Below are 20767 nucleotides of genomic sequence, written 5' to 3' on the forward strand. Positions count from 1 at the left end.
CCCAACATTGGACAATTTGTCCAATACCGGAGCGGCGTCCAGGCAGACAATTACGGGCAGAGATAGAGTGCGAGAGGACTGCAGGCAGCGATGACACAGGCAGTGGCGACAGCCGACGGCGAGACCAATCTCTCGCGCAGGCATGAAGCGAATCCCGGCGAGATCGCGATCGGGGTCATCATCGGCCGCACGTCGGAGTTTTTCGACTTCTTCGTCTACGCCATCGCCTCGGTGATCGTGTTTCCGCGCCTCGTCTTCCCCTTCGCCGACGAGTTGACACAGACGCTGTATTCCTTCGCGCTGTTCGCGCTCGCCTTCATCGCCCGCCCGTTCGGCAGCGTGATGTTCATGGCGATCGACCGCCGCTACGGCAAGAGCGCCAAGCTGATCTTGGCGCTGTTCCTGCTCGGCACGTCCACGGTCGCGATCGCCTTCCTGCCGAGCTATCACACCGTCGGCGCGGCCGCGATCTGGCTCTTGGCGTTGGCCCGGATCGGCCAGGGTCTCGCCTGGGGTGGCGCCTGGGACGGCTTGGCGTCACTGCTCGCGATGAATGCGCCGGAGCACCAGCGCGGCTGGTATGCGATGATTCCGCAGCTCGGCGCGCCGCTCGGGCTGATCGTCGCCAGCGTACTGTTCGCGTTCTTCGTCGGCAATCTCTCGGCGGCCGACTTCTTCGACTGGGGCTGGCGCTATCCGTTCTTCGTCGCCTTCGCCATCAACGTCGTGGCACTGTTTGCCCGGCTGCGCATGGTCGTGACGCCGGAATATGACGAGCTGTTCCAGTCGCGCGAGCTGCAGCCGGCCAGCGTCAGCAATACGATCCGGCACGAGGGCCGCAACATCGTGATCGGCGCCTTCGCGCCGCTGGCGAGCTTTGCGCTGTTCCACATGGTCACGGTGTTTCCGCTGTCCTGGGTGTTCCTGTTCACCAAGGAGACGCCGGCGCGATTCCTGATCATCGAGGCGGTCGGCGCCGTGTTTGGCGTGGTCGCGATCGTCGCCTCCGGCATGCTGGCCGACCGCATCGGGCGCAAGTCGCTGCTGATCGGCTCGGCGATCGCGATCGCGGTGTTCTCCGGCTTTGCGCCGCAGCTGCTCGACGCCGGCCCGGTCGGCGAGACGATCTACATGGTGCTCGGCTTCATCTTGCTCGGCCTGTCGTTCGGCCAGTCCTCCGGCGCGATCGCCGCGAATTTCGCCCGCACCTATCGCTACACGGCCTCGGCGCTGACCGCCGACCTCGCCTGGCTGTTCGGCGCCGGCTTCGCGCCGCTCGCCGCGCTGGTGCTGGCGGCCTATCTCGGCCTGCTCTCGGCCGGCGGCTATCTGTTGTCCGGCGCGGTCTGCACCCTGCTCGCGCTCTGGCTCAGCGCGCCGCGGCAGATCCAGCAGGTCTAGGGCGGGGCCTCATGGTTCTCAAGGCGATGCAACAGCATCGCCTGAACGCGCCCTCGGCGCTCCTCACCATGAGGGTTGAGTTCCGAAAACGGCGTTGCACCTCGAGGACGGATCAGCTTCCTCGCCACTTCCGCTCCGCCTCGTCCCAGGCGGCGAGTGGCTGCAGGTCGGGCACCCAGGCGAGGCCGGTCTTGGCGTCGGAGGAAACGGCTTCCGGCGTCACGACCATGTCGAGCAGCGCCGGCCGGTTGGCGAGCGCGCGCTTGATCGCGGGCCCCAGTTGCTGCGCGGTCTCGACCCGCTCGGCATGCATGCCGAAGGCGCGCGCCATCGCGGCGTGATCGGCGAATTGCAGCCTGGTGCCGACGACCTTGCCATGGGTCACCGTCTGGTCGTGCACCTCGATCTGCCAGGCGCCATTGTTGGCGACGACGATCAGCACCGGCGCCTTGTGGCGGACCGCGGTGTCGACCTCGATCGCGTTGAAGCCGAAAGCGCCGTCGCCGGTCGCGACCACCACAGGCTTGTCGGGAAAGGCGAGGCTGGCGGCGATGCCATAGGGCACGCCAATGCCGATACAGCCGAACGGGCCGGGATCGAGCATCAACGGCGCGCTGAGGCCGACGCGGGCAAAGGACAAGAAATCACCGCCATCGGTGATGACGACAGCATCGTTGCCGATCGCGTCCTGCAGTGCTGAGAGCACACGATTCGGATGCAGCCGGCCGTCGGAGCCGGCCGGCGCCGCCGCCATGCTCTGCTTCAGCTTGGCCGCGCGTTCCTGATGGCTGGCGCGCAGCTTCGCCGCCCATTGACGATCGACAGCGGATTCACGATTGCCCGCCAGCGCGACCATCGCCCGCAACGTTTCCGCCGGTGACGCCAGGATCTCGGCAGCACCGCGGCGGTTGTCGCGCAGCTCGCTCGCGGTGTCGCTGATGCGCACGAAGGTGGCGTCCTTGAACACGGCCGGCGAGCCATAAGCGAGCTGGAAGTCCAGCTTCCGCCCGACCGTCAGCACCACATCGGCATCGCCCATCACCGCGCCGCGCATCGCGCCAACGACAGAGGGATGATCGTCGGGCACGAGCCCCCTGCTCTCGCCGGTGTCGAGATAGACCGCGCCCAGCCGGTCGAGGAGACCGATCAGCTCGGGCCCTGCCCCGCGCGCGCCGCGGCCGGAGATCACGAGCACGCGGCGCGCCGACCACAGCAGTTCGACCGCCTTCTCGACCTCCGCCGGGTCGGGCCGTGGCGCCGCGCGCGGCTTCGGCGCGAGATGCTCCTCGAACTGCAACGCCTTGGGCACGATCCCGCGCAAGGTGTCGACCGGAAAGTCGATGAAGACCGGCCCGGGCTCGCCGCCATCGCCGAAGGCGCGCGAAATCGCCTCGTCGAGCTCCTGCAGCACCAGCGACGGCTCGCGCACAGTGCGGGCATAGCGCGTGATCGACCGCACCAGCTGGGTGTGATCCATGTCCTGCAAGCCGCCGCGGTTCTCCTGCGGCCGCGGATTGCCGCCCGAGATCACGAGCACCGGCGCGCGCGACACATGCGCGTTAGCGATTCCGGTGATCGCATTGGTCATGCCGGGCCCGGCCGTGACCAGCGCAACGCCGAGTTCACCGGTCAGTTCGGCATGGGCCTGCGCCATGTGCACGGCGGCGCGCTCGTCGCGCACGTCGATGATGCGAATGCCCTCGGCGTCGAGCCGCATCCAGATCGGCATGATGTGGCCGCCGCACAGCGCGAACACGCGGGCAACGCCGCGGCGCTTGAGCAGGCGGGCGATCAGGTCGGCGGCACAGTCGGGAGAGACTTTCATCGGATCACTCCGGCTGAAGATGTTGCGATCAGCCCGGCGCGAGCCAGGCCACGAGCAGCGAGACGGTGAGGACGGCGAAGATGTGCGAGACCAGGATCGCGCCCGATGTGACGCCGGCCTCGAGGCCGTAGAGCTTGGCGATCGTGAACGGCCCGGAGCCGATCGGCAGCGCGCTCAGGATCACGGCCGAATGCGACCACAGCGGCGACATCGCGAACACATGAAAGGCGAGCAGCGCGGTCACCGCGGGCTGCATCACGAGCTTCAGCGACACGAGAATGGCGATCGAGGCCGCATCGTGCGTCACCACCCGCTCCTGGGCGAGAAAGAGACCGATGCAGACCAGCGCCGCCGGCGAGGCCGCGCCGCCCAGCAAGGTCGTGAAGCTCATGAACGGCGCCGGCAACGCGAAGCCGCTCAAGCCCACCACAAGCCCGGCGACGGGCGCGATGAACAACGGGCTGGTCAAGAGCGAGCGCGCGACCTTGGCGATGGTCGCCCCGAGCGTGACGCCCTTCTGCAAATCCATCTCGACGACGACGATCGCGAACAGGAACAGCACGCAGGCCGTGAACAGAGTGGCGATGATCGAGGCCGGCGCGCTGTCGGGGCCGAACACCAGAAGGCACATCGGAATGCCCATGAAGCCGACATTGCTGTAGCCGGCGTCGAGCCCCTCGATGCTGGCATTGGCGACGCGGCGGCCCCGCAGCCGGCTGATCACGAAGCCGGTCGCAAAGGTCGCGGCAATGCCGCCGCAGAACGCGCCGATGAAGCCGAACTGGCTGACCTGCTCGACGCCGATCCTGGACATCGCCGTGAAGATCAGCGCCGGCAGCGCCAGATACACGGCAAAGCGGTTGAGATTGTCGGTCGCGGTGCGATCGAACACATTGAACCGTCCGCACAGGAAGCCGGTGAGGATCAGCGCGAAAATCGGAAGAGCGGAATTGAGAACGGCCTGCATCGCAGTTCCATATCAGACCGCGGCACATCGCAACCACCTCACGGGGCAAATCTCTTCTTCAACTCGCGATGCAGGATCTTGCCGGTGGCATTGCGCGGCATCTCCGCGTCAGTGATGAAGGCATAGGTCCGCGGCCGCTTGAAGCCGGCGAGGCGCTCCTTCGCCCATTCAGCCAGCTCGCATTCCTTGACCGCCATGCCGTCGCGCGGAACGATCACCGCATGGACGCGCTCTCCCCATTTGTCGTCGGGCAGGCCGATCACGGCAATGTCCTTGACGCCAGGATGGGCGCCGACCAGCGCCTCGACCTCGGACGGATAGATGTTCTCGCCGCCCGAGATGATCATGTTGCTCTTGCGGTCGGCGAGGTGGATGTAGCCGTCGGCATCGCGGCGGGCCATGTCGCCGACCGAGCAATAGTCGCCACGGAACGCCTCCGCGGTCTTCTCGGGCAGGCGCCAGTAGCAGTCGAAGGTGTGCGCGTTGGAGGAATAGAGCTCGCCCGCCTGCCCGTCCGGCACCTCGTTGCCGGCCTCGTCGAGAATGCGGATCGGCGCGGCGCCGACGCATTCGCGCCCCACGGAACCGAGCTTGGTGAACTGCTCATGCGGGTGCAGCATCGTCACCCAGCCGGTCTCGGTCGCGCCATAGAGCTCGTAGAGTCCGGACTTCGGAAACATCTCCATCACCTCGCGCTTGGTCTCCGGGCGCGCCGGCGCCGAGGAGATCATCAGCTTGGTGACCGCGCTGAAATCGTGCTGCGCGCGGATGGCACGCGGCAGGTCCAGCATCATGATGTAGTGCGTGGGGACCAGCGAGGTGAAGGTCGAGCCGCCATCGGCGAGGGTCGTCACCGCATGCTCGGGATCGAAGCTCTTGCGCGAATAGATCGAATTGACGCCGCCGATATATCCGAACGCGCCGAAGAAGTTCAGCGAATTGGCGTGGCACATCGGCATCACCAGCAGCGCGCCGTCATTGCGGCTGAGCTTCAGCTCGATCTCGGTCACCATCGAGAGCAGCACGGCGCTGCGATGGCTGCGCAGCACGCCCTTCGGCTTGCCGGTCGTGCCCGAGGTGTACATCAGGGTCCAGGGATCCGACAGCGCAACCTGCTGGTTCGGCTCGCGATCGGCAGCCGCCGCGATGATGTCCTCATAGCCGCGATAGCCGACAGGGCGCGGCCTAATGCCGAAATGGATGAAGCGATCATCGGCGATGCCGAGATCCTTGCGTACCTCCTCGACCGGGCCTGTGAGTTCGTCCTGCACGATGACAGCGGACGCTTCGGCGTTCTGGACGATGAACTGCACCTCGGGCGCGGTGAGACGGAAATTGATCGGCAGCGCCACCAGTCCGGCTTTGGCCGTGGCCGCATAGATCTCGCACCACTCCACGCAATTATAGGCGAGAATGGCGACGCGATCGCCCTTGGCAAGGCCGAGCCCGAGCAGCGCATTGGCGAGCCGGCAGGCGCGCTCGTTCCAGAGCCTGAAGCTCATCGAGCGTTCGAGATCGCGGGCACCGGTGCGCTCCGGCGACATCCGGGCGTGGGCTGACAGCATCTGCCCGAAATTCAAGAGCTCCCTCATCGTCGTTCCCCTCACCTCTTGATATGCACAGGGATCATCGCAACAACCCGATCGAGAACCACGGCACGGCGGCGATCACGATCGTTCCGATCAAGAGCGCCAGCGTATAGCCAAGCATCGGCCGGATCCCGAGGTCCGGATGAATCCGGCTGATGGCGCAAGCGGCGTAGTAGCCGACGCCGAACGGCGGCGCGAACAGGCCGATGCCCATCGCCAGGATCACGACCATCGCATAGTGCACCTCGTGGATGCCGATCTGCTTGGCGATCGGAAACAGCAGAGGGCCGAACAGCACGATCGCCGGAATGCCTTCGAGCACGCTGCCGAGCACGATGAAGGCCACGATCGTCACGGCCAGGAACATCGGTGCGCCGCCGGGCAGATTGGTCATGAAGCGCGCCAGCGCGGTCGAGAAGCCGGACTGCGTGAGCGCCCAGGCCATTCCGGTGGCGGCGCCGATGATCAGCAGGATGGCGCCGGACAGCGCCGCGGTCTCGATCAGCATCGGCGACAGCCGCCGCCAGTCGAAGCGGCGGTACAGCAGCAACCCACACAGCGCGGAGTAGACGATGCCGATCGTGGAGACTTCGGTCGCGGTGGCGACGCCGCCGACCACCGCCGCGCGGATGATGAAGGGCAGCGCCACCGCAGGTAAGGCAATGATAAAACTCTTGGCGATCGTGCCCAGGCTCGCCTTGCTGACATGCGACAGATCCTCGCCGCGATAGCGTCGCCAGACGACGACGCAGAGCATAGCGGCGAGCACGAGACCTGGCAGCAGGCCGCCGGTGAACAGCGCCGCGATCGACACGCCGGTGACCGAGCCGATCGTGATCAGCACGAGGCTCGGCGGGATCGTCTCGGTCTGCGCGCCGGTCGCCGACAGCAGCGCGACGAGATCGCCGGGCCTGGCGCCGCGCTTGACCATCTCCGGAAACAACACGGGCGCCACCGCGGCCATATCGGCGGCTTTCGAGCCGGAGATGCCGGAGACGAGATACATCGCGGCCACGAGCACATATTGCAGGCCGCCGCGGACATGACCCAGGAGGCTCGCGAGGAAGCCGACCATGGCCCGCGCCATGCCGGTCATCTCGATCAGCAAGCCGAGGAACACGAACAGCGGCACCGACAGCAGGATCAGGTGGCTCATGCCCTCGTCCATGCGGCCGATCACGACGGTGGACGGCGTGTTTGTCGTCAAGGTGATGTAGGCGAAGGTGGCGAGGCCAAAGGCGAAGGCGATCGGCACGGCGGCGAACACCAGGATCGCGACGAGGCCGACGAAGAAGATCAGCAGATTGAGGTTGCCGAGCGGGATCAGCGCCGGGCCGATCAGATGAAGCCCGATGCCGGTCGCGCCGATCAGCACAGCGACGGCGCCGACCAGCTTCCATTCGCCGAGCGTGCACAGCCGCAGCACGGCCATGACCAACATCACGCCGAGGCCGGTCGGCAGCGCGGCGGCGCGCCACAGGTTGGAGAGCTCCAGCGCCGGCGTGGTGATGATCGCCTCGTCGGCGGCGAACTCATAGGCCGGATCGATGACGAGGATGAGGAAGGCGAGCGGTGCCGCGATGGCGAGCACGTCGAGGAACGATTGCATCCGCTTCGACAAGCGCCCCGCCGCGGCGGTCATGCGCATGTGTTCGCCGCGCAGGAAGGCGACGGCGCTACCCAGCATCGCCAGCCAGAGGAACAGGATGCCGGCCAGCTCATCCGACCAGATCAGCGGCTTGTGGAAGACGTAGCGGGCGCAGACGCCGGCGAACAGCACGCCGATCTCTGCAACAACCAGCAACGCCGCCGCCGCCGCGACGATGGCGCCGAGTGCTCGCTCCAGCGTCCTCGCGATCGACGTCAATCCGGTTGCGGGCAGGAGTGATGCACTGGAGTGGTCAGCGAGCTGCATGGTCATGGCCCGAGATCCGCAACCGGGTTTGAGGGTCAGCTGATGTTGCCGGCGTAGCGCTGCAGCAGGGTCCAGGCCTCGTCGCCGAACTTGGCCTTGGCATCCTTGTAGAAGCTGGTCTTGGCCAAGGTCGCCTGGAACACTTCGGCATCGGTCGTATTGAACGTCAGCCCCTTGCCTTCCAGGCTCTTCTGCAGATCGGCATTGGCCTGGACGATGTCGTTGCGCTGCTTCTTGGCAGCTTCGTTGAACTTCGCCTGCAACAGCTGCTGCACGTCCTTCGGAATCGTCTTCCAGATCTTGCCGCTCGACAGCAGCCAGAAACCGTCCCAGCTGTGATTGGTCAGCGAGCAGAACTTCTGCACCTCGTAGAACTTGGCGGAGTCGATCAGCGCCAGCGGATTCTCCTGGCCGTCGGCGATCCTGGTCTGCAGCGCCGAGTAGGCCTCGCTCAGGGGCACGCTGATCGGCGAGGCGCCGAACGCCGAGAACATCGCGACCCACAGCGGCACGACCGGCACGCGGATCTTGAAGTTGGCAAGATCGGCCGGCGTATTGATCGGCTTGGTGCTGGTCGTGATCTGCCGGAAGCCGTTATCCCAGACGCTCTCGAACGGAAACAGCCCGACCTTCTCGATGTTGCGGCGGATGAAGCCGCCGACCTCGCCATCCATCGCCGCCCACACCTTGTCGTAGCTGGTGAAGGCGAAGCCGACGCCGGTCAGCGACGCCGTCGGGATCAAAGTCGACAGTACGGTGCCCGGCATGGTCGCGAGCTCGAGCGCGCCGGAACGCAGCTGGGTGATCATGTCGCTGTCGCTGCCGAGCTGGTTGTTCGGAAACAGGCTGATCTCGACCTGCCCCTTGGTCTCCGCGGTGATCGCCTCGACGGCCTCGCGCAGCCGCACATTCACCGAGTGCGGCGCCGGCAGGTCATTGCCGAATTTCAGCTTGAGCGGCGCGGCCTGCGCCAGCACGGCCGGTCTCTTCACGAGACAGCCAGCAGCGGTGGCGCCGGCAACAGTGGTCAACAACGCACGACGGCTCACCTTGAGCATGGCTCTCTCCCCTCATGGTCGCATTCTCGCGACTTCTAAAAGAATTCGTATTCCGAATTCGAATTCAAAGCAAGCGATTTCGACTGAAAGCTTTCGAAGGTTTTCAGCAGCCGGGATGGCGACGGCTCAGTGTGACTGGCGCTCACCACGCAAAGGGTGTCGTCCCGAGCAAGTCCGGCAATGCACCAGCGTTGGCGCACGCCGGACCGGGACCCATACTCCGAGGCGGATTTGGCTGGGCGGGATGGAGCGGCCATCGTGCCTCAAACTGCTCACCGGGGTTATGGGTCCCGGGTCGGCGCCGATACGGCACTGATGCGCCGCTTCGGCTTGTCCGGGACGACGGCGGGGGACTTGATTGGCCACACCGGCATCCCTGTGCCGTCCTCATTGGCCACCGCCGTCCACGCATCAATGGTGTCGTCCCGGGCAAGCCTGCCAACGCGCCAGCATTGGCGGACGCCGACTCGGGACCATACTCTGCGGCCGGCGTGGCTGGACGAGATCGATCGACCATCGTGCCTCGCACATCTCCCCGGGATTATGAATCCCCGGATCGCGCGCGCGTTGCGCGCTTGATTTTTTCACGTCCGATGCACGGCGGCGGATGTGGCTTTGAAATTCACGAGCAAAACGCTCGCCAGCCTGAAACACCAAGATTCAAACTAACTAATAGATACGAATAGCGCGGAGCGGATGCCGCGACGCACGGAAAGAAGCTCATGAGACTAACGGGTGGAGCGGGCATGTACCACCCCACCCATTCCTCATTGTCAGGCCTTCATCGCCGCCTTCACCGCTTCCGCGGAGATCGGCAGCGACCGCAGCCGTGCGCCGCAGGCGTTGTAGATGGCATTGCCGAGCGCCGGCGCGACCACGGTCACCGCGGGCTCGCCGACGCCGGTCGCCTTCTCGCCATTGGCGATCACGGCGATCGCGACCTCCGGCACCTGGCTCATCCGCAGCGGCGTGTAGCTGTCGAAGTTGGTCTGCTCGATGCCACCATCCTTCAACGTCGCCTTCTCGTACATCGCGAGCGACAATCCCCACAGCGCCGCACCCTCGACCTGGGCGCGGATGTTGTCGGGATGGACCTGCGTGCCGACGTCGGTCGCCACGGTGAGCTTCTTCACCGTCACCGCGCCGGTCTCGGCCACCGCGACATGGGCGACGCAGGCCGTCCAGCTCGCGCTGGCCCGCTCCTGCGACGAGACGCAGGCGACGCCCATGCCCTCGCCCTTCGGCAGCTTCCTGCTGCCGTAGCCGGACAGGCCCATCGCCGCCAGCAGCGTGTTGCGCAGCCGCTGCGCGCCGCCATCGTTCTTGCCCTTGCCGTCGAGCAGCGTGATGCGGAACTGCGCCGGGTCCTGGCCGGACGCGGCCGCGATCTCGTCGATCATGCTCTCGACCGCCCAGAACGTCCACCCCGGCGCCACCGAGCGCAATTGCCCGGACGGCGTCGCATTGTGCGCGAGCTCGTTCTTGATCGCGCGCACATGGTGGTTGGGCACGGTGTAGAAGAAGTCGGCGCCGTTGACCGTGAACGAATCGAGCGGGCCCTTCTTGTCCACCGAGGGCGTCAGGAAGTCCGGGATGCCCCAGCGCGCCGTCGGCCAGGCCGAGACGACGTCGTGGCTCAAGGCAATGAGCTTGCCATTGCTGTCGAGCCCGGCCTTCACTTTCTGGTAGGTGAGCGGCCGCGAGTAGTCCATCGTCATGTCGTTCTCGCGGGAATAGATCACCTTGACCGGCTTGCCGACAGCCTTCGCCGCCTGCACCGCCGGCACCATCATGTCGGCATCGAGCCGGCGGCCGAAGCCGCCGCCGAGCCAGGCCTGGTGCATCACGACGTATTTCGGGTCGATCCCGGCCGCACCGGCCGCGATCGCGCCGGAGCGGGTCGCGAACTGATTGCCGGAATAGATGTGCAGGATGTCGCCCTTGAACTCGGCGGTCGCGTTCATCGGCTCCATCGGCGCATGGATGTTGATGCTGGTGGTGTACTCCGCCTCCAGCACTTTCGCCGCGCCGGCCAGCGCCGCGTTGGGATCGCCGTCCTTGACGAAGAACTGCCCGGCATCGTCCTGCGCCTGCAGCCGCATCGCCTCGGTAATGATCGTGTCGGTGCTGACATTGGCGTAGGGGCCCTTGTCATAGCTGATCTTCAGCGCATCCGCGGCCTTCTTGGCATTGGCGAAGGTCGAGGCCACCGCGACCACCCAGCCCGACGTGGAGCCGGTCTTGTCGTCGAGCACGACCGCCTTGATGAAGCCGGGCACCTTCTTGGCCTCGCTGTCATCGACGGACTTGACGGTGGCGCCGAAGCGCACCGGCGGCGTCACCACCTTGCCGTAGACCATGCCCGGCAGCATCGTATCGATACCGTATTTCGCCGTGCCGTTGGTCTTCGACGGAATATCGAGCTGCGGCACCGAGACACCGATCAGGGTGTACTGATCGGGCGTCTTCAAGGTCAGCGCCTTCAGCTCGTCGGCCGTGAAGCTCTTGGTGATCTTGCCGCTCTTGACGATCTCGGCATAACTCATCTGCTTCTTCGACCTCGGATGCATCACGACGCCGTCGCGCACCACGAGCTCCTTCACCGGCACGCCCATCGCCGTGGCGGCCGCCTCGGTCAGCGCGATGCGCCCCGCCGCGCCGGCGCGGCTCATGGCGTCGAAGTTCATCATCGTGCTCCAGCTGCCGCCGGTGATCTGGGCGCCGAGCACGGGATCGTTGAACTTCGGATCGTTGGAGGCGAGCTGGACGCGCATGTCCTTCCAGGCCGCCCCAAGCTCCTCGCAGATGATCTGCGCCATGGTCGAGGCGATGTGCTGGCCCATATCGGCCTTGCCGCAGGTCACGGTGACCAGGCCATCCGGCGCGATCGAATACCAGACGCTGGGCTCGAAGCCCGCGGGTGTCGTTGCGGCGAGCGCGCCGTCGGCGAGGCCGGCATAGCCGAGCACGAGGCCGGTGGCGGCGGTGCCGACCAGGAAGGAGCGGCGGCTGAGATCGGGCGCCATCGACGGCGTTGCCTTGACGTGCTGGTTCATGTCGCCCTCCGGTCACTGGTGTTCGACGCGGTGCGCATTTCGGATGCGGCGCGCTGGATCGCCTTCTGGATCCGCGAATAGGTCATGCAGCGGCAGAGATTGCCGTCCATATGCGCGACGATCTCCTCCTTGGTCGGGCTCGTCGTCTTGGCGAGCAGCGAGGCTGCCTGCATGATCTGGCCGGACTGGCAATAGCCGCATTGCGGCACCTGCTCGGCGATCCATGCCTTCTGCAGGGGATGATCGCCCTTCTGCGACAGCCCCTCGATGGTGGTGATCTTCTTGTTGGTGACGTCGCCGACCATGGTCTGGCACGAGCGCACCGCCTCGCCATTGACATGCACGGTGCAGGCACCGCACAGCCCGGCGCCGCAGCCGAACTTGGTGCCGGTCATCTGCAACTGCTCGCGGATGACCCATAGCAGCGGCGTGTCATTCGCCGCGTCGACAGAGACGTCTCTGCCGTTGATACTGAGTTTCGCCATTGCCAAGAACCTCCTTACGGGACGGATTTGCTCTGCAGCGAACGCCCATCGGCGTTCCGGCTCATCTCGGCCGCACGGCGCCCCATCGCCCGCGCGCTATCCGAATGGTGAATTGCCGTCTCAGTCAGGTGGCAGCGACGACACGGCGTGCGGCCGCTGCCACGACGAATGTCGATTGCGTCCGATCAGCTCTTGCGCTCGGCAGCTTTCCGGCCGGCGCAGGCGTACATGTTGATTTCCATCCCGACGGGAACTTCGACGATCTTGGGGGCAGTCCAGCTCATGCTCGTTCTCCCGGAGAGGATGATCATCGCCGCGCAACAACGGCCACCTGCGTCTCCGGCAACTCTCCGCGCCCGGCGACGGCAAGCGTAACGACTGCAACACGCCGCCCACCACGGCGCGCACTGGACGCCGATCAGTTCGCCTGCTTCGTGATCCGAACCAGCGTCTGGTCGACGAAGCTCTTGGCGTCCTGATCCGGCTTTCGGAACAGCTCGCGCTCGACGGTGAGCATCCGTCCCGGAACGGTCTTCTTGCAGACCTCGCGCAGGAACACGCCGCCGACCGGCTGCTCGTTCGCGGTCGGCTGCTGCTCCTTGCAATCCCAGCCCTCGGCGCCATAGCGCGACTTCACCTGGTTGCCGAGCAGGAACGCCTTCTTGCGGACATAGAGCCGTGCCTTCGGGTCGGTCTCGATGGTCAGGCCGGTGACGGTGCCCTTGTCGTCGACCAGAACGGTCAGCAGCACGGGGTGTCCCGCCACCTTGGTGCCATCCTGGCTGGTCTCCGGATCGAAATCGAACCGCACCGCGTGGCGTGCCTGCTCGTCAGCGGGGCAGTCGCGCCACGCCGACCACGTCGCGAGCTTGCGAGCTGGATCCTTGGCGCAGGTCAGATTGACATAGCCCTCATTCGGCAGATCGCCGACCGGCATGCCGACGGTAATGTCGCGCAGATCATAGCTCGGCACGGCCTGCGCCGCAGCCGCGTGCATGACGAAGGGCAGCAGGACCATTGCGAAGATGGCAGCGAAGGATGTCCGTTTCATTTGGATGGCTCGTTCGCAGGCTTGGCGGCATTTGCCTTGTAGATGTCGCAGACGCGGGACGTGTTGCCGAAGAAGGCCGTGCACTCGTCGTAACTCGGCTCACCGCGGCCCTTGATATGCGCGAGCACGTAGTCCGCAACTGCCTCGATGTCGTTGGGCCGCAGGAACGTGCCGCCTTCGGGCGGCATGCGCTCGCCGACGTCCTGGCGAGTCATGTCGTAGCACTTCGTGGTGTCATAGGAGCCGCGTGCAAAATATGGCATGCCGGTTCCGGGTCGGCCGCAGGTGACGGTCTCGATGATGTGCTGGCGGTCGAGATCGGTCTTGCGCAGCGACAGCGCATCGCCGCCATAGCCGCCGCCGCCATTGCCGTGCCATTTGTGGCAGCCGACGCAGTTGGCTCGCTTGAACACCGCCTTGCCGGCGTCGGTCGCATCCGCCGGAGCAGCTGATTGTGCTGATGCCAGCGACGCAGAGACGAGAACAAAGGCCAACGCCGCCGCGGACGTGATCGCAGTGAATTTCATCTGATCTTCTTGTCGAACAGGGGACACGGAGGGAGCGGAGGCCAGGCCTCCGCTCCCTCATCGACATCACAGCGAGAAGACGTAGAGCATCGAGCCGGGCTGGATCTTCTTCAGCTCGGGCGTGGATTCGATGAACCACTTGTCCCAGGCGCCGCCGAGACCGACCAGGATCGCGACATATTGCTTGCCGTCGACCGAGAACGTCACCGGAGGCGCATTGACGCCGCCGCCGGTGTTGAACTCCCAGAGCTTCTGCAGGGTCTTGGCATCGAGCGCCATCACCTCGCCCGAGGGCTGGCCAGTGAAGACGAGATCAGGCGTCGACAGCATGCCGCCGAGATTCGGGAACGGCGTCTCCATCTTGCCGGCGATCTTGCCGGTGGTGACGTCGATCGCGGTCACGCTGCCCGTGATCTTGAACGGCTGGCTCGGTCCGCCGCCGGTCCAGAACTCGCGCGCCTTCAGCTTGTCCTTGGTCGCCTCCTCGACGGTGATCCGGTTGCAGCTCTCGATCACCGGGATGTACCAGAGCTTCAGGTCCGGATTGTACGAGGTCGGCGGCCAGTTCTTGCCGCCCATATTGCCGGGACAGATGTCCGCCACCTTGTTCTCACGATGTGGCGTCACCGCAGCATTGTAGCGCTGCACCGGGTTCTTGGGATCGTACTCGATCGGCTTGCCGGTCTCGGCGTCGAGCCCCTTGGTCCAGGTGACCTTCTTGACGAAGGGCAGCCCCCAGAGGAACTTGCCGTTGGTGCGGTCGATCGCATAGGCGAAGCCGTTACGGTCGGCCTCGAGCGCGAGCTTCAGCGTTGATCCGTTCGGCGCGGGCACGTCGACCAGGACATTCTCGGCGACGCTGTCATAGTCGTAGGGATCGTTGGGCGTGTGCTGATAGTGCCACTTGATCTTGCCGGTGTTGGCATCCAGCGCCAGCGAGCTGTCGGTGTAGAGATTGTCGCCCGGACGATAGGCGTTGTCCCAGTCCGGACCGGGGTTGCCGACGCCCCAGATGATGGTGTCGGTCGCCGGGTCATAGGTGCCTGTCACCCAGGTAGAACCGCCGCCGGCCGCAGCCGCGTCGTTGCTGTCCTTCCAGGTCTCGCTGCCGGGCTCGCCCTTGGCTGGAATGGTGTGGGTGCGCCAGACTTCCTTCTGCGAGGTGAGATCGGTCGCCGCGATCCAGCCACGGATGCCGTATTCGGCGCCTGCGACTCCTGACACAGCCATGTTCTTCACGATCAGCGGCGCGCCGGTGATGACCTCGCCCTTGTCGGGATCGGCGACCTGACGCTGCCAGGCGACCTGTCCGGTCTCCTTGTTGGTCGCGATCAGGCGGCCGTCGAGCGTGTGCGAGATGACGAGATTGCCCCACAGCGCGACGCCGCGATTGTCGACGCCGCAGCAGGCGATCGCGCCGGCCCAGTCATGATCCGTCTTAGGATCCATCTTCCAGACCAGCTGGCCTTTGCCGCCGCGCGCGTCGATCTTATAGACCGAGCCCCAGCCGTCGGTGACATAGATCATGCCGTTCTCGACGATCGGCGTGCCTTCCAGACCACCATGGCTCCAGATGCCGCCGCCCTCGACGCCGCCGAGATGCATAGTCCAGGCGACCTTCAAGTTCTTGACGTTGTCCTTGTTGATTTCCTTCAGCGCCGAGAAGCGCGTGCCGGAGTAGTTTTTATGATGGTGCAGCCAATTGCCGTCTTCCTTGTCGGCATTCAGCAGCCGCTCCGGCGTGATCTCGTCGGCGGCGCGCACCGGCGAGGCAGGCTGGAAACAGGCGAAGGCTGCGCTGGCGAGCAGAACCGCCCGCAATTTCGACCTGACGTGATTCCTCATCGTTTCCTTCTCCCACTTTGATTTTGAATCTTTGCGATTTTTGAATCTTTGTTGGATCCACTCCGCCTCGCAGCGGAGAGGCAGCAGGCGACAAGCAAGCTAAGGGGATTTACGAACCTCGACCTCCGTTTCGATGGATCCTGCCTTCTGGAACACGATCGTGCAGGTGAAGCGCTTGCCGGGCTCAAGTGGCTCACGTGTCTGCAGCAGCATCACGTGATAGGCGGTCGGCAACAGCACCAATGTGCTGCCGGCGGGGATTGGGATGTTGGGGATCGAACGCATGGCCGGCGCGCCTTCGCCGCGATCGACGGTGTGGCGCTCGGAGAAATTGGCGATCGGACAGCGCACGCGCATCAAGGCTTCGGGCGCCGAGGTCTCGTTCTTGATCGTCAGCAGCAGCGGAATATCGCGGCCGACCTCGGGCGCCGCAGGGACCCAGGCGTCCGACAGTGTCAGACCTTCGCCCGCCTTCGCGACGCTTTGCGCATCGAGCACAATGAAGCCGGCCAGCGCCGCAAGGCATCCGCCAATGATGCGCGCAAACGCGCGCATGCTGCCCCCGAGGGCGCCCGAGCAATTCTGGTCTCGCTTCGAACGAGCCGGTTGATCCGACACGGACGCCCTCCCCGATGAAAAGCCGTTAAGCGTGGCTTCATTTTTTTGAATTCGTACTCTGAATTCGAATTCTTCGCAAATGGATTTTAGCGCTTGACGTGTTATTGTGCGCGAAATTGTGATGCCCCATGCGAATCGTACCTCCTGCCCCTTCCCTGGTTGATCAAGTCGTCGAAGCGATCACCGACGAGATCGTCAGCGGCGTGCTCGCACCCGGTTCCCGGCTGATCCAAGACGATCTGGCGCAGGCCTACGGCGTGTCGCGCCAGCCGGTGCAACAGGCGCTGATGCTGTTGCGGGGATGCGGGCTGGTGCAGAGCGCGCCGGGCCGCGGGCCTCATCGTGGCGCCGCTCGACCCGAGCCCGGTCCGCGATCTCTATGAGATGCGGGCCGTCCTTGAAGGTCTTGCCGCGCGGCTCGCCGCTGAACGCGCCAGCCATCGCGCCGCCAGCGAAGGGCCGGCCTATATCGCGGCCGGGCACGAGGCGGTGCGGAGCGGCCTGGTCAACCGCAAGATCGAGACCGACATCGCCTTCCATCGCTTCCTGAGCGAGCTCTCCGGCAACACCCTCATCAACGAGACCATGGCGCCGCATTGGCCCTATCTGAAGCGCGTGATGTCAGACGTGCTGCAGAAGGAAGTAGGGATGTCGCAGACGGTCTGGGACGAACATGAGGAGATTCTTGCTGCCGTGATCGAGGGCCGCAGCAACGACGCCGAACGCCTAAGCCGCGAGCACATCACCCGGGCGGCGCGCGTTTTCGTTCATCACCTCGAGGCTCAGCAGGACAGCAAGCCGAAGCAGCGGCGTACGCTCGCTGCGCGAAAAGTGTCGCTCGAATCATGATGGATCGCGAACCGCGCGTGCGGAAAACGCAGGATGACCGCGCCACAGGCGCGCCGCATCCAGCTGAGCAGGTGTTCACGTGCCGCCGCTGAAGACCCAGCCCAATCTGACCGAACGCGTCTATCAACGCATCCTTTCTGACATCGTCGGCGGCGAACTGCCGGAACTGGCCCGCCTGATCCAGGACGATCTGGCGCGCGACCTTGGCGTGTCGCGCCAGCCCGTGCAGCAGGCGCTGCTGCTGCTGCGCAATCAGGGTTTTGTGCGCGAGGCGCCGGGACGCGGGCTGGAAGTTGCGCCGATCGATACTGACTTCATCCGCAATCTCTACGAAATCCGCGCCGTCGCCGAAGGCCTCGCCTGCGGGCTCGCCGCAACCCGCGGCGCCGAACGCGCCGCCAAGGAAGGTCCGAAATTGATCGAGGACGGCCGCCGCGCCGAGCGCGAGCATTCGGTCGAGCGTTTGATCGAGGCTGACGTCAAGTTTCACGAATTTCTCTACGAGATCTCCGGCAACGCGATCATCCAGGACACGACCCAGCCGCATTGGCTGCATCTGCGCCGCCTGATGGGCGAGGTGCTGATGCGCGACGAGACCCCGCGGCGAATCTGGGATCAGCACGAGGACATCCTCAAGGCCGTGATCGCCGGCGACGCCGCGAAGGCCGAGGAGCTGGCGCGGCAACACATCACGCGGACCGCAGGCGTGCTGCTGGCAAGAATGACCAAGCAGCGCGAGCGCAGCGCCGTCCCGGCTCACACCTGACGCGCGGCCTACGCCGCCGGCAGAGCGAAGGAGAAGATCGCGCCGCCGTCCGGCGCGTTGCTCGCGATCAGTTCGCCGCCATGCTCGCGGACGATGCCATAGCTGATCCACAGTCCGAGTCCGGTGCCCTCGCCCACGCGCTTCGTCGTGAAGAACGGCTCAAAGATATGGCTGAGATGGTCCTGGTCGATGCCGGGTCCGTTGTCGGAGATTCTGAACGCGATCTCGTTGCCCTGGCGCGCCGCCGTGACGAGGAGACGCGGCAGCTCGGTCGACCGCATGGCGTCGATCGCGTTCTCGACGAGATTGACGATCACCTGATGCAACTGGCCCTCATTGCCGGAAATCCACACATCCGGCTCGACCTCGATCTGGATATCGACGCGATGCTGCTTGGTGCGTCCCGCCCACAGCACGGCGGTGTTGATCAGCCGCTCGATATTGACGCGCTCGACCTCGCCGAGCTTGGAGAATGACAGGCGGCGCAAATTCTTGACGATCTCGCTGATCCGCACCGCGCCTTCCAGCGTGCCCTCGATCAGGGGCCCGAAATCCTCGAGGATGGCGTCGATCCTGAGATCCGAGCGCAGCGCGGCGAGCTCGTCCGCCACCGGCTGCTCATGGACGGCATCGAGATAGCCGACCAGCGAGGTGCGGTAGCGCATCAAGGTGTGGATGTTGCCGTAGACGAAGCTGATCGGATTGTTCAGCTCATGAGCGACGCCGGCAACCAGCCGGCCGAGGCTCGCCATCTTCTCCTGCTCGACCAATTGCCGCTGCGCCCGCTGCAGCTCCTGATGCGCCTTGTGCAGCGCCTCGTAGGCCCGCCGGAGCTCGCCGATGGGACGGCCGGTCAGCACCACGCCGATGAAGCGCCCGCGGTGGTCGTGCCGCGGCGAACTGTTGATCGCGAACAGGTCGGAGCTTGAGCCCTGGGCGGCAAACCGAAGCTCGCCATCGACGACCTCGGCGCTGCTGCGCGGCTTCAGCAGCGATGGCAGTTGCGCCCGGTGTGGCAGATCGATCATCTCGGCGATGTTGCGGCCGCTGATATCAGCCGGGCTCAGTCCCGAGGTCTGCAGGAACGCGGAGTTGGCCTGCTGGACGGTGCCCTTGGCGTCACACACGACGAGGATGTCGGAAACGGATTCGATGACATTGGTGACGAAGGCCTGGGCCTCCTCGAGCTCGGCATTCTTGTGCTCGAGATCGACCTCGTAGCGCAGCAGGTCGGAATAGACCTCGTCCATCTTGCGGATGACTTCGATCCACACGCCCTCGCGCTCGCTGTCGAGCTCCAGCGTGCTGCTGCTCGCGATCAGCTTGAGAAGCGTATCAGCCCCCGATGCCTCAGGAGAGTGCGTGGCCTTTGCCATTTTTCTTCAGATCGTATCTCGACAATTTGTTGCGCAGGCCGACACGCGAGAGGCCGAGCTCGCTCGCGACCCGGCTGATGTTACCATCATATTTCTCCAGGCAGTCAACGATGATGGTCTTTTCGAGATCTTCCACCCTGTCCTTCAGGCTCGCCGTCCCGTTCAGCTTGCCATGGGTCACCGCAGGCGCGGCGCGGCGGCCATTGCGGCGCCCGGCAAAAGGCGGGCAGCGCAGCTCGTCGGCATCCGCAAGCACCGCCATGCGCTGGATCTCGTTCTGCAGCTCGCGTACATTGCCGGGCCAGTGGTAACGGCAGAACTCCTCCAGCGCGGGTGGCGCGAAGCGCAGATGCGGCCGGTTGAACGAGGTCTTCACCGCCGACAGCACCCCTTCGGCAATCAGCGGAATGTCCATCGGTCGGTCGCGCAGCGCCGGCATGTGCACCGGGAACGCGGCAAGCCGGTAATACAGGTCGCGACGAAAGCGCCCGGCCTCGACCTCGGCCTCGAGATCGCGGTTGGTGGCCGCGACCACGCGGACATCCACCTTGCGGACACGTTGCGCGCCGAGCGGCCGGATCTCGCTCTCCTGCAGCACGCGCAAGAGCTTGACCTGGAACGCCGGCGAGGTCTCGCCGATCTCGTCGAGAAAAATGGTGCCGCCATCGGCGACCTCGAACAGGCCGATGCGGTCCTGATAGGCGCCGGTGAACGCGCCTTTCTTGCAGCCGAACAGCTCGCTCTCGAGCAGCTCATCCGGCAGCGCGCCGCAATTCTCGACCACGAACGCCTTGGTCGCGCGCGCCGAGCCATAGTGGATCGCACGCGCCAGCAGTTCCTTGCCGGTGCCGGACTCGCCGGTGATCAGCACCGAGATGTCATAGTCGGCGGCGCGGCGGCCGAGCTCGATCACGTTGCGCATCGGACTTGCGGCCGAGTGCACGATACGGTCGAAATCGTACAGCTTCTTGGCCGCGCCGCGCTTGACGGACACGACCTGCTTGATATGCGCCGGCGTCGCCTTGACGTCCACACCGGCGGTCTCTGTCTCCTTCTGCAGCCGATAGAGCTGAACGGCCTCGCGCACGATCTCGATCAGGCGATCCGGCTGCCAGGGCTTGGTGATGTACTGATAGATGCCGGCTTCGTTGAGCCCGGCGATGATGTCCTCGGAATCCGAATAGCCGGAGATGATCATCCGCACCGGGTCCGGCCACAGCTCGCGCACGCGCTTCAGGAAGCTGACGCCGGATTCCTGCGGCATGCGCTGATCGCAGATCACGGCATGGACGATCTCGCCCTCGAGCAGCTTCTCGGCATCGGTCGTATTGCCGGCGCAAAGGACCTCGAAGTCCTGGTTCAGGACGCGCCGCAGCGCCTCCTGGGACCGGACCTCATCGTCCACCACCAATATCGTTCCCTGGATTCCCATCTCGCCG

Annotated in this window: 16 protein-coding genes and 1 pseudogene; 3 read left to right on the plus strand and 14 right to left on the minus strand. The window is 65.2% G+C overall.

Translation table 11 applies throughout. From position 1 onward, the window contains the following. Window positions 1-90: 90 nt before the first annotated feature. Entirely contained in the window at window positions 91-1401 is a 1311-nt protein-coding gene (locus tag ACVIJ6_RS02380; protein WP_456771320.1) for an MFS transporter, read from the plus strand. 112 nt (window positions 1402-1513) lie between these two features. On the opposite strand, the gene ACVIJ6_RS02385 is transcribed toward ACVIJ6_RS02380, so the two are convergent. From ACVIJ6_RS02385 to ACVIJ6_RS02440, 12 genes are all read right to left on the minus strand, one after another. Beyond that, window positions 1514-3226, minus strand: a complete 1713-nt coding sequence (locus tag ACVIJ6_RS02385; protein ID WP_456771321.1) for a thiamine pyrophosphate-binding protein — start codon at window positions 3224-3226, stop codon at window positions 1514-1516. A gap of 28 nt (window positions 3227-3254) precedes the next feature. Then, window positions 3255-4193 (minus strand): AEC family transporter, encoded by a 939-nt coding sequence (locus ACVIJ6_RS02390; protein WP_456771322.1) that lies wholly within the window; start codon window positions 4191-4193, stop codon window positions 3255-3257. 38 nt (window positions 4194-4231) lie between these two features. Continuing rightward, entirely contained in the window at window positions 4232-5785 is a 1554-nt protein-coding gene (locus ACVIJ6_RS02395) for an AMP-binding protein (protein WP_456771323.1), read from the minus strand. 34 nt (window positions 5786-5819) lie between these two features. Continuing rightward, entirely contained in the window at window positions 5820-7703 is a 1884-nt protein-coding gene (locus ACVIJ6_RS02400; protein ID WP_456771324.1) for a TRAP transporter large permease, read from the minus strand. Between the two features lie 29 nt (window positions 7704-7732). Further along, window positions 7733-8755 carry a TRAP transporter substrate-binding protein gene (locus tag ACVIJ6_RS02405; RefSeq protein ID WP_456771325.1) on the minus strand — a complete coding sequence of 341 codons (1023 nt, stop codon included), beginning with the start codon at window positions 8753-8755 and terminating at the stop codon, window positions 7733-7735. Between the two features lie 773 nt (window positions 8756-9528). After that, window positions 9529-11811: a molybdopterin cofactor-binding domain-containing protein gene (locus tag ACVIJ6_RS02410; RefSeq protein ID WP_456771326.1), complete on the minus strand. Its 2283-nt coding sequence runs from the start codon at window positions 11809-11811 to the stop codon at window positions 9529-9531. After that, window positions 11808-12296, minus strand: coding sequence for a (2Fe-2S)-binding protein (locus ACVIJ6_RS02415; RefSeq protein ID WP_012042242.1), 489 nt, complete (start codon window positions 12294-12296; stop codon window positions 11808-11810). The genes ACVIJ6_RS02410 and ACVIJ6_RS02415 overlap by 4 nt, the downstream gene beginning before the upstream one ends. 185 nt (window positions 12297-12481) lie before the next feature. Then, window positions 12482-12580 carry a pyrroloquinoline quinone precursor peptide PqqA gene (pqqA, locus tag ACVIJ6_RS02420; protein ID WP_456771327.1) on the minus strand — a complete coding sequence of 33 codons (99 nt, stop codon included), beginning with the start codon at window positions 12578-12580 and terminating at the stop codon, window positions 12482-12484. 134 nt (window positions 12581-12714) lie between these two features. Then, on the minus strand, window positions 12715-13347 hold the full coding sequence (locus ACVIJ6_RS02425; RefSeq protein WP_456771328.1) for a hypothetical protein: 633 nt from the start codon (window positions 13345-13347) through the stop codon (window positions 12715-12717). Continuing rightward, window positions 13344-13841 carry a c-type cytochrome gene (locus ACVIJ6_RS02430; protein ID WP_456776879.1) on the minus strand — a complete coding sequence of 166 codons (498 nt, stop codon included), beginning with the start codon at window positions 13839-13841 and terminating at the stop codon, window positions 13344-13346. Before ACVIJ6_RS02430 ends, ACVIJ6_RS02425 begins: the two co-directional genes overlap by 4 nt. Window positions 13842-13940: 99 nt before the next feature. Continuing rightward, window positions 13941-15719: a PQQ-dependent dehydrogenase, methanol/ethanol family gene (locus ACVIJ6_RS02435; RefSeq protein WP_456771329.1), complete on the minus strand. Its 1779-nt coding sequence runs from the start codon at window positions 15717-15719 to the stop codon at window positions 13941-13943. Between the two features lie 99 nt (window positions 15720-15818). After that, window positions 15819-16274, minus strand: coding sequence for a copper chaperone PCu(A)C (locus ACVIJ6_RS02440; RefSeq protein ID WP_456771330.1), 456 nt, complete (start codon window positions 16272-16274; stop codon window positions 15819-15821). A 191-nt stretch (window positions 16275-16465) separates the two neighbouring features. On the opposite strand from ACVIJ6_RS02440, the pseudogene ACVIJ6_RS02445 reads away from it, so the two are divergent. Beyond that, window positions 16466-17186, plus strand: a pseudogene (locus tag ACVIJ6_RS02445) (GntR family transcriptional regulator). Between the two features lie 79 nt (window positions 17187-17265). After that, window positions 17266-17952 carry a GntR family transcriptional regulator gene (locus ACVIJ6_RS02450; protein WP_456771331.1) on the plus strand — a complete coding sequence of 229 codons (687 nt, stop codon included), beginning with the start codon at window positions 17266-17268 and terminating at the stop codon, window positions 17950-17952. Window positions 17953-17960: 8 nt separating this feature from the next. On the opposite strand, the gene ACVIJ6_RS02455 is transcribed toward ACVIJ6_RS02450, so the two are convergent. Together ACVIJ6_RS02455 and ACVIJ6_RS02460 are read right to left on the minus strand one after the other, a co-directional pair. After that, window positions 17961-19328: a sensor histidine kinase gene (locus tag ACVIJ6_RS02455; protein WP_456771332.1), complete on the minus strand. Its 1368-nt coding sequence runs from the start codon at window positions 19326-19328 to the stop codon at window positions 17961-17963. After that, window positions 19303-20760 (minus strand): sigma-54-dependent transcriptional regulator, encoded by a 1458-nt coding sequence (locus ACVIJ6_RS02460; protein ID WP_456771333.1) that lies wholly within the window; start codon window positions 20758-20760, stop codon window positions 19303-19305. The genes ACVIJ6_RS02455 and ACVIJ6_RS02460 overlap by 26 nt, the downstream gene beginning before the upstream one ends. Window positions 20761-20767 lie beyond the last annotated feature (7 nt).

The organism is Bradyrhizobium sp. USDA 4369, assembly GCF_054056435.1.

Coding starts and splice junctions, on each gene's coding strand:
- ACVIJ6_RS02380 (WP_456771320.1), top strand. CDS start 91: ATGACACAGGCAGTGGCGACAGCCGACGGCGAGACCAATCTCTCGCGC.
- ACVIJ6_RS02385 (WP_456771321.1), bottom strand. CDS start 3,226: ATGAAAGTCTCTCCCGACTGTGCCGCCGACCTGATCGCCCGCCTGCTC.
- ACVIJ6_RS02390 (WP_456771322.1), bottom strand. CDS start 4,193: ATGCAGGCCGTTCTCAATTCCGCTCTTCCGATTTTCGCGCTGATCCTC.
- ACVIJ6_RS02395 (WP_456771323.1), bottom strand. CDS start 5,785: ATGAGGGAGCTCTTGAATTTCGGGCAGATGCTGTCAGCCCACGCCCGG.
- ACVIJ6_RS02400 (WP_456771324.1), bottom strand. CDS start 7,703: ATGACCATGCAGCTCGCTGACCACTCCAGTGCATCACTCCTGCCCGCA.
- ACVIJ6_RS02405 (WP_456771325.1), bottom strand. CDS start 8,755: ATGCTCAAGGTGAGCCGTCGTGCGTTGTTGACCACTGTTGCCGGCGCC.
- ACVIJ6_RS02410 (WP_456771326.1), bottom strand. CDS start 11,811: ATGAACCAGCACGTCAAGGCAACGCCGTCGATGGCGCCCGATCTCAGC.
- ACVIJ6_RS02415 (WP_012042242.1), bottom strand. CDS start 12,296: ATGGCGAAACTCAGTATCAACGGCAGAGACGTCTCTGTCGACGCGGCG.
- pqqA (WP_456771327.1), bottom strand. CDS start 12,580: ATGAGCTGGACTGCCCCCAAGATCGTCGAAGTTCCCGTCGGGATGGAA.
- ACVIJ6_RS02425 (WP_456771328.1), bottom strand. CDS start 13,347: ATGAAACGGACATCCTTCGCTGCCATCTTCGCAATGGTCCTGCTGCCC.
- ACVIJ6_RS02435 (WP_456771329.1), bottom strand. CDS start 15,719: ATGAGGAATCACGTCAGGTCGAAATTGCGGGCGGTTCTGCTCGCCAGC.
- ACVIJ6_RS02440 (WP_456771330.1), bottom strand. CDS start 16,274: ATGCGCGCGTTTGCGCGCATCATTGGCGGATGCCTTGCGGCGCTGGCC.
- ACVIJ6_RS02455 (WP_456771332.1), bottom strand. CDS start 19,328: ATGGCAAAGGCCACGCACTCTCCTGAGGCATCGGGGGCTGATACGCTT.
- ACVIJ6_RS02460 (WP_456771333.1), bottom strand. CDS start 20,760: ATGGGAATCCAGGGAACGATATTGGTGGTGGACGATGAGGTCCGGTCC.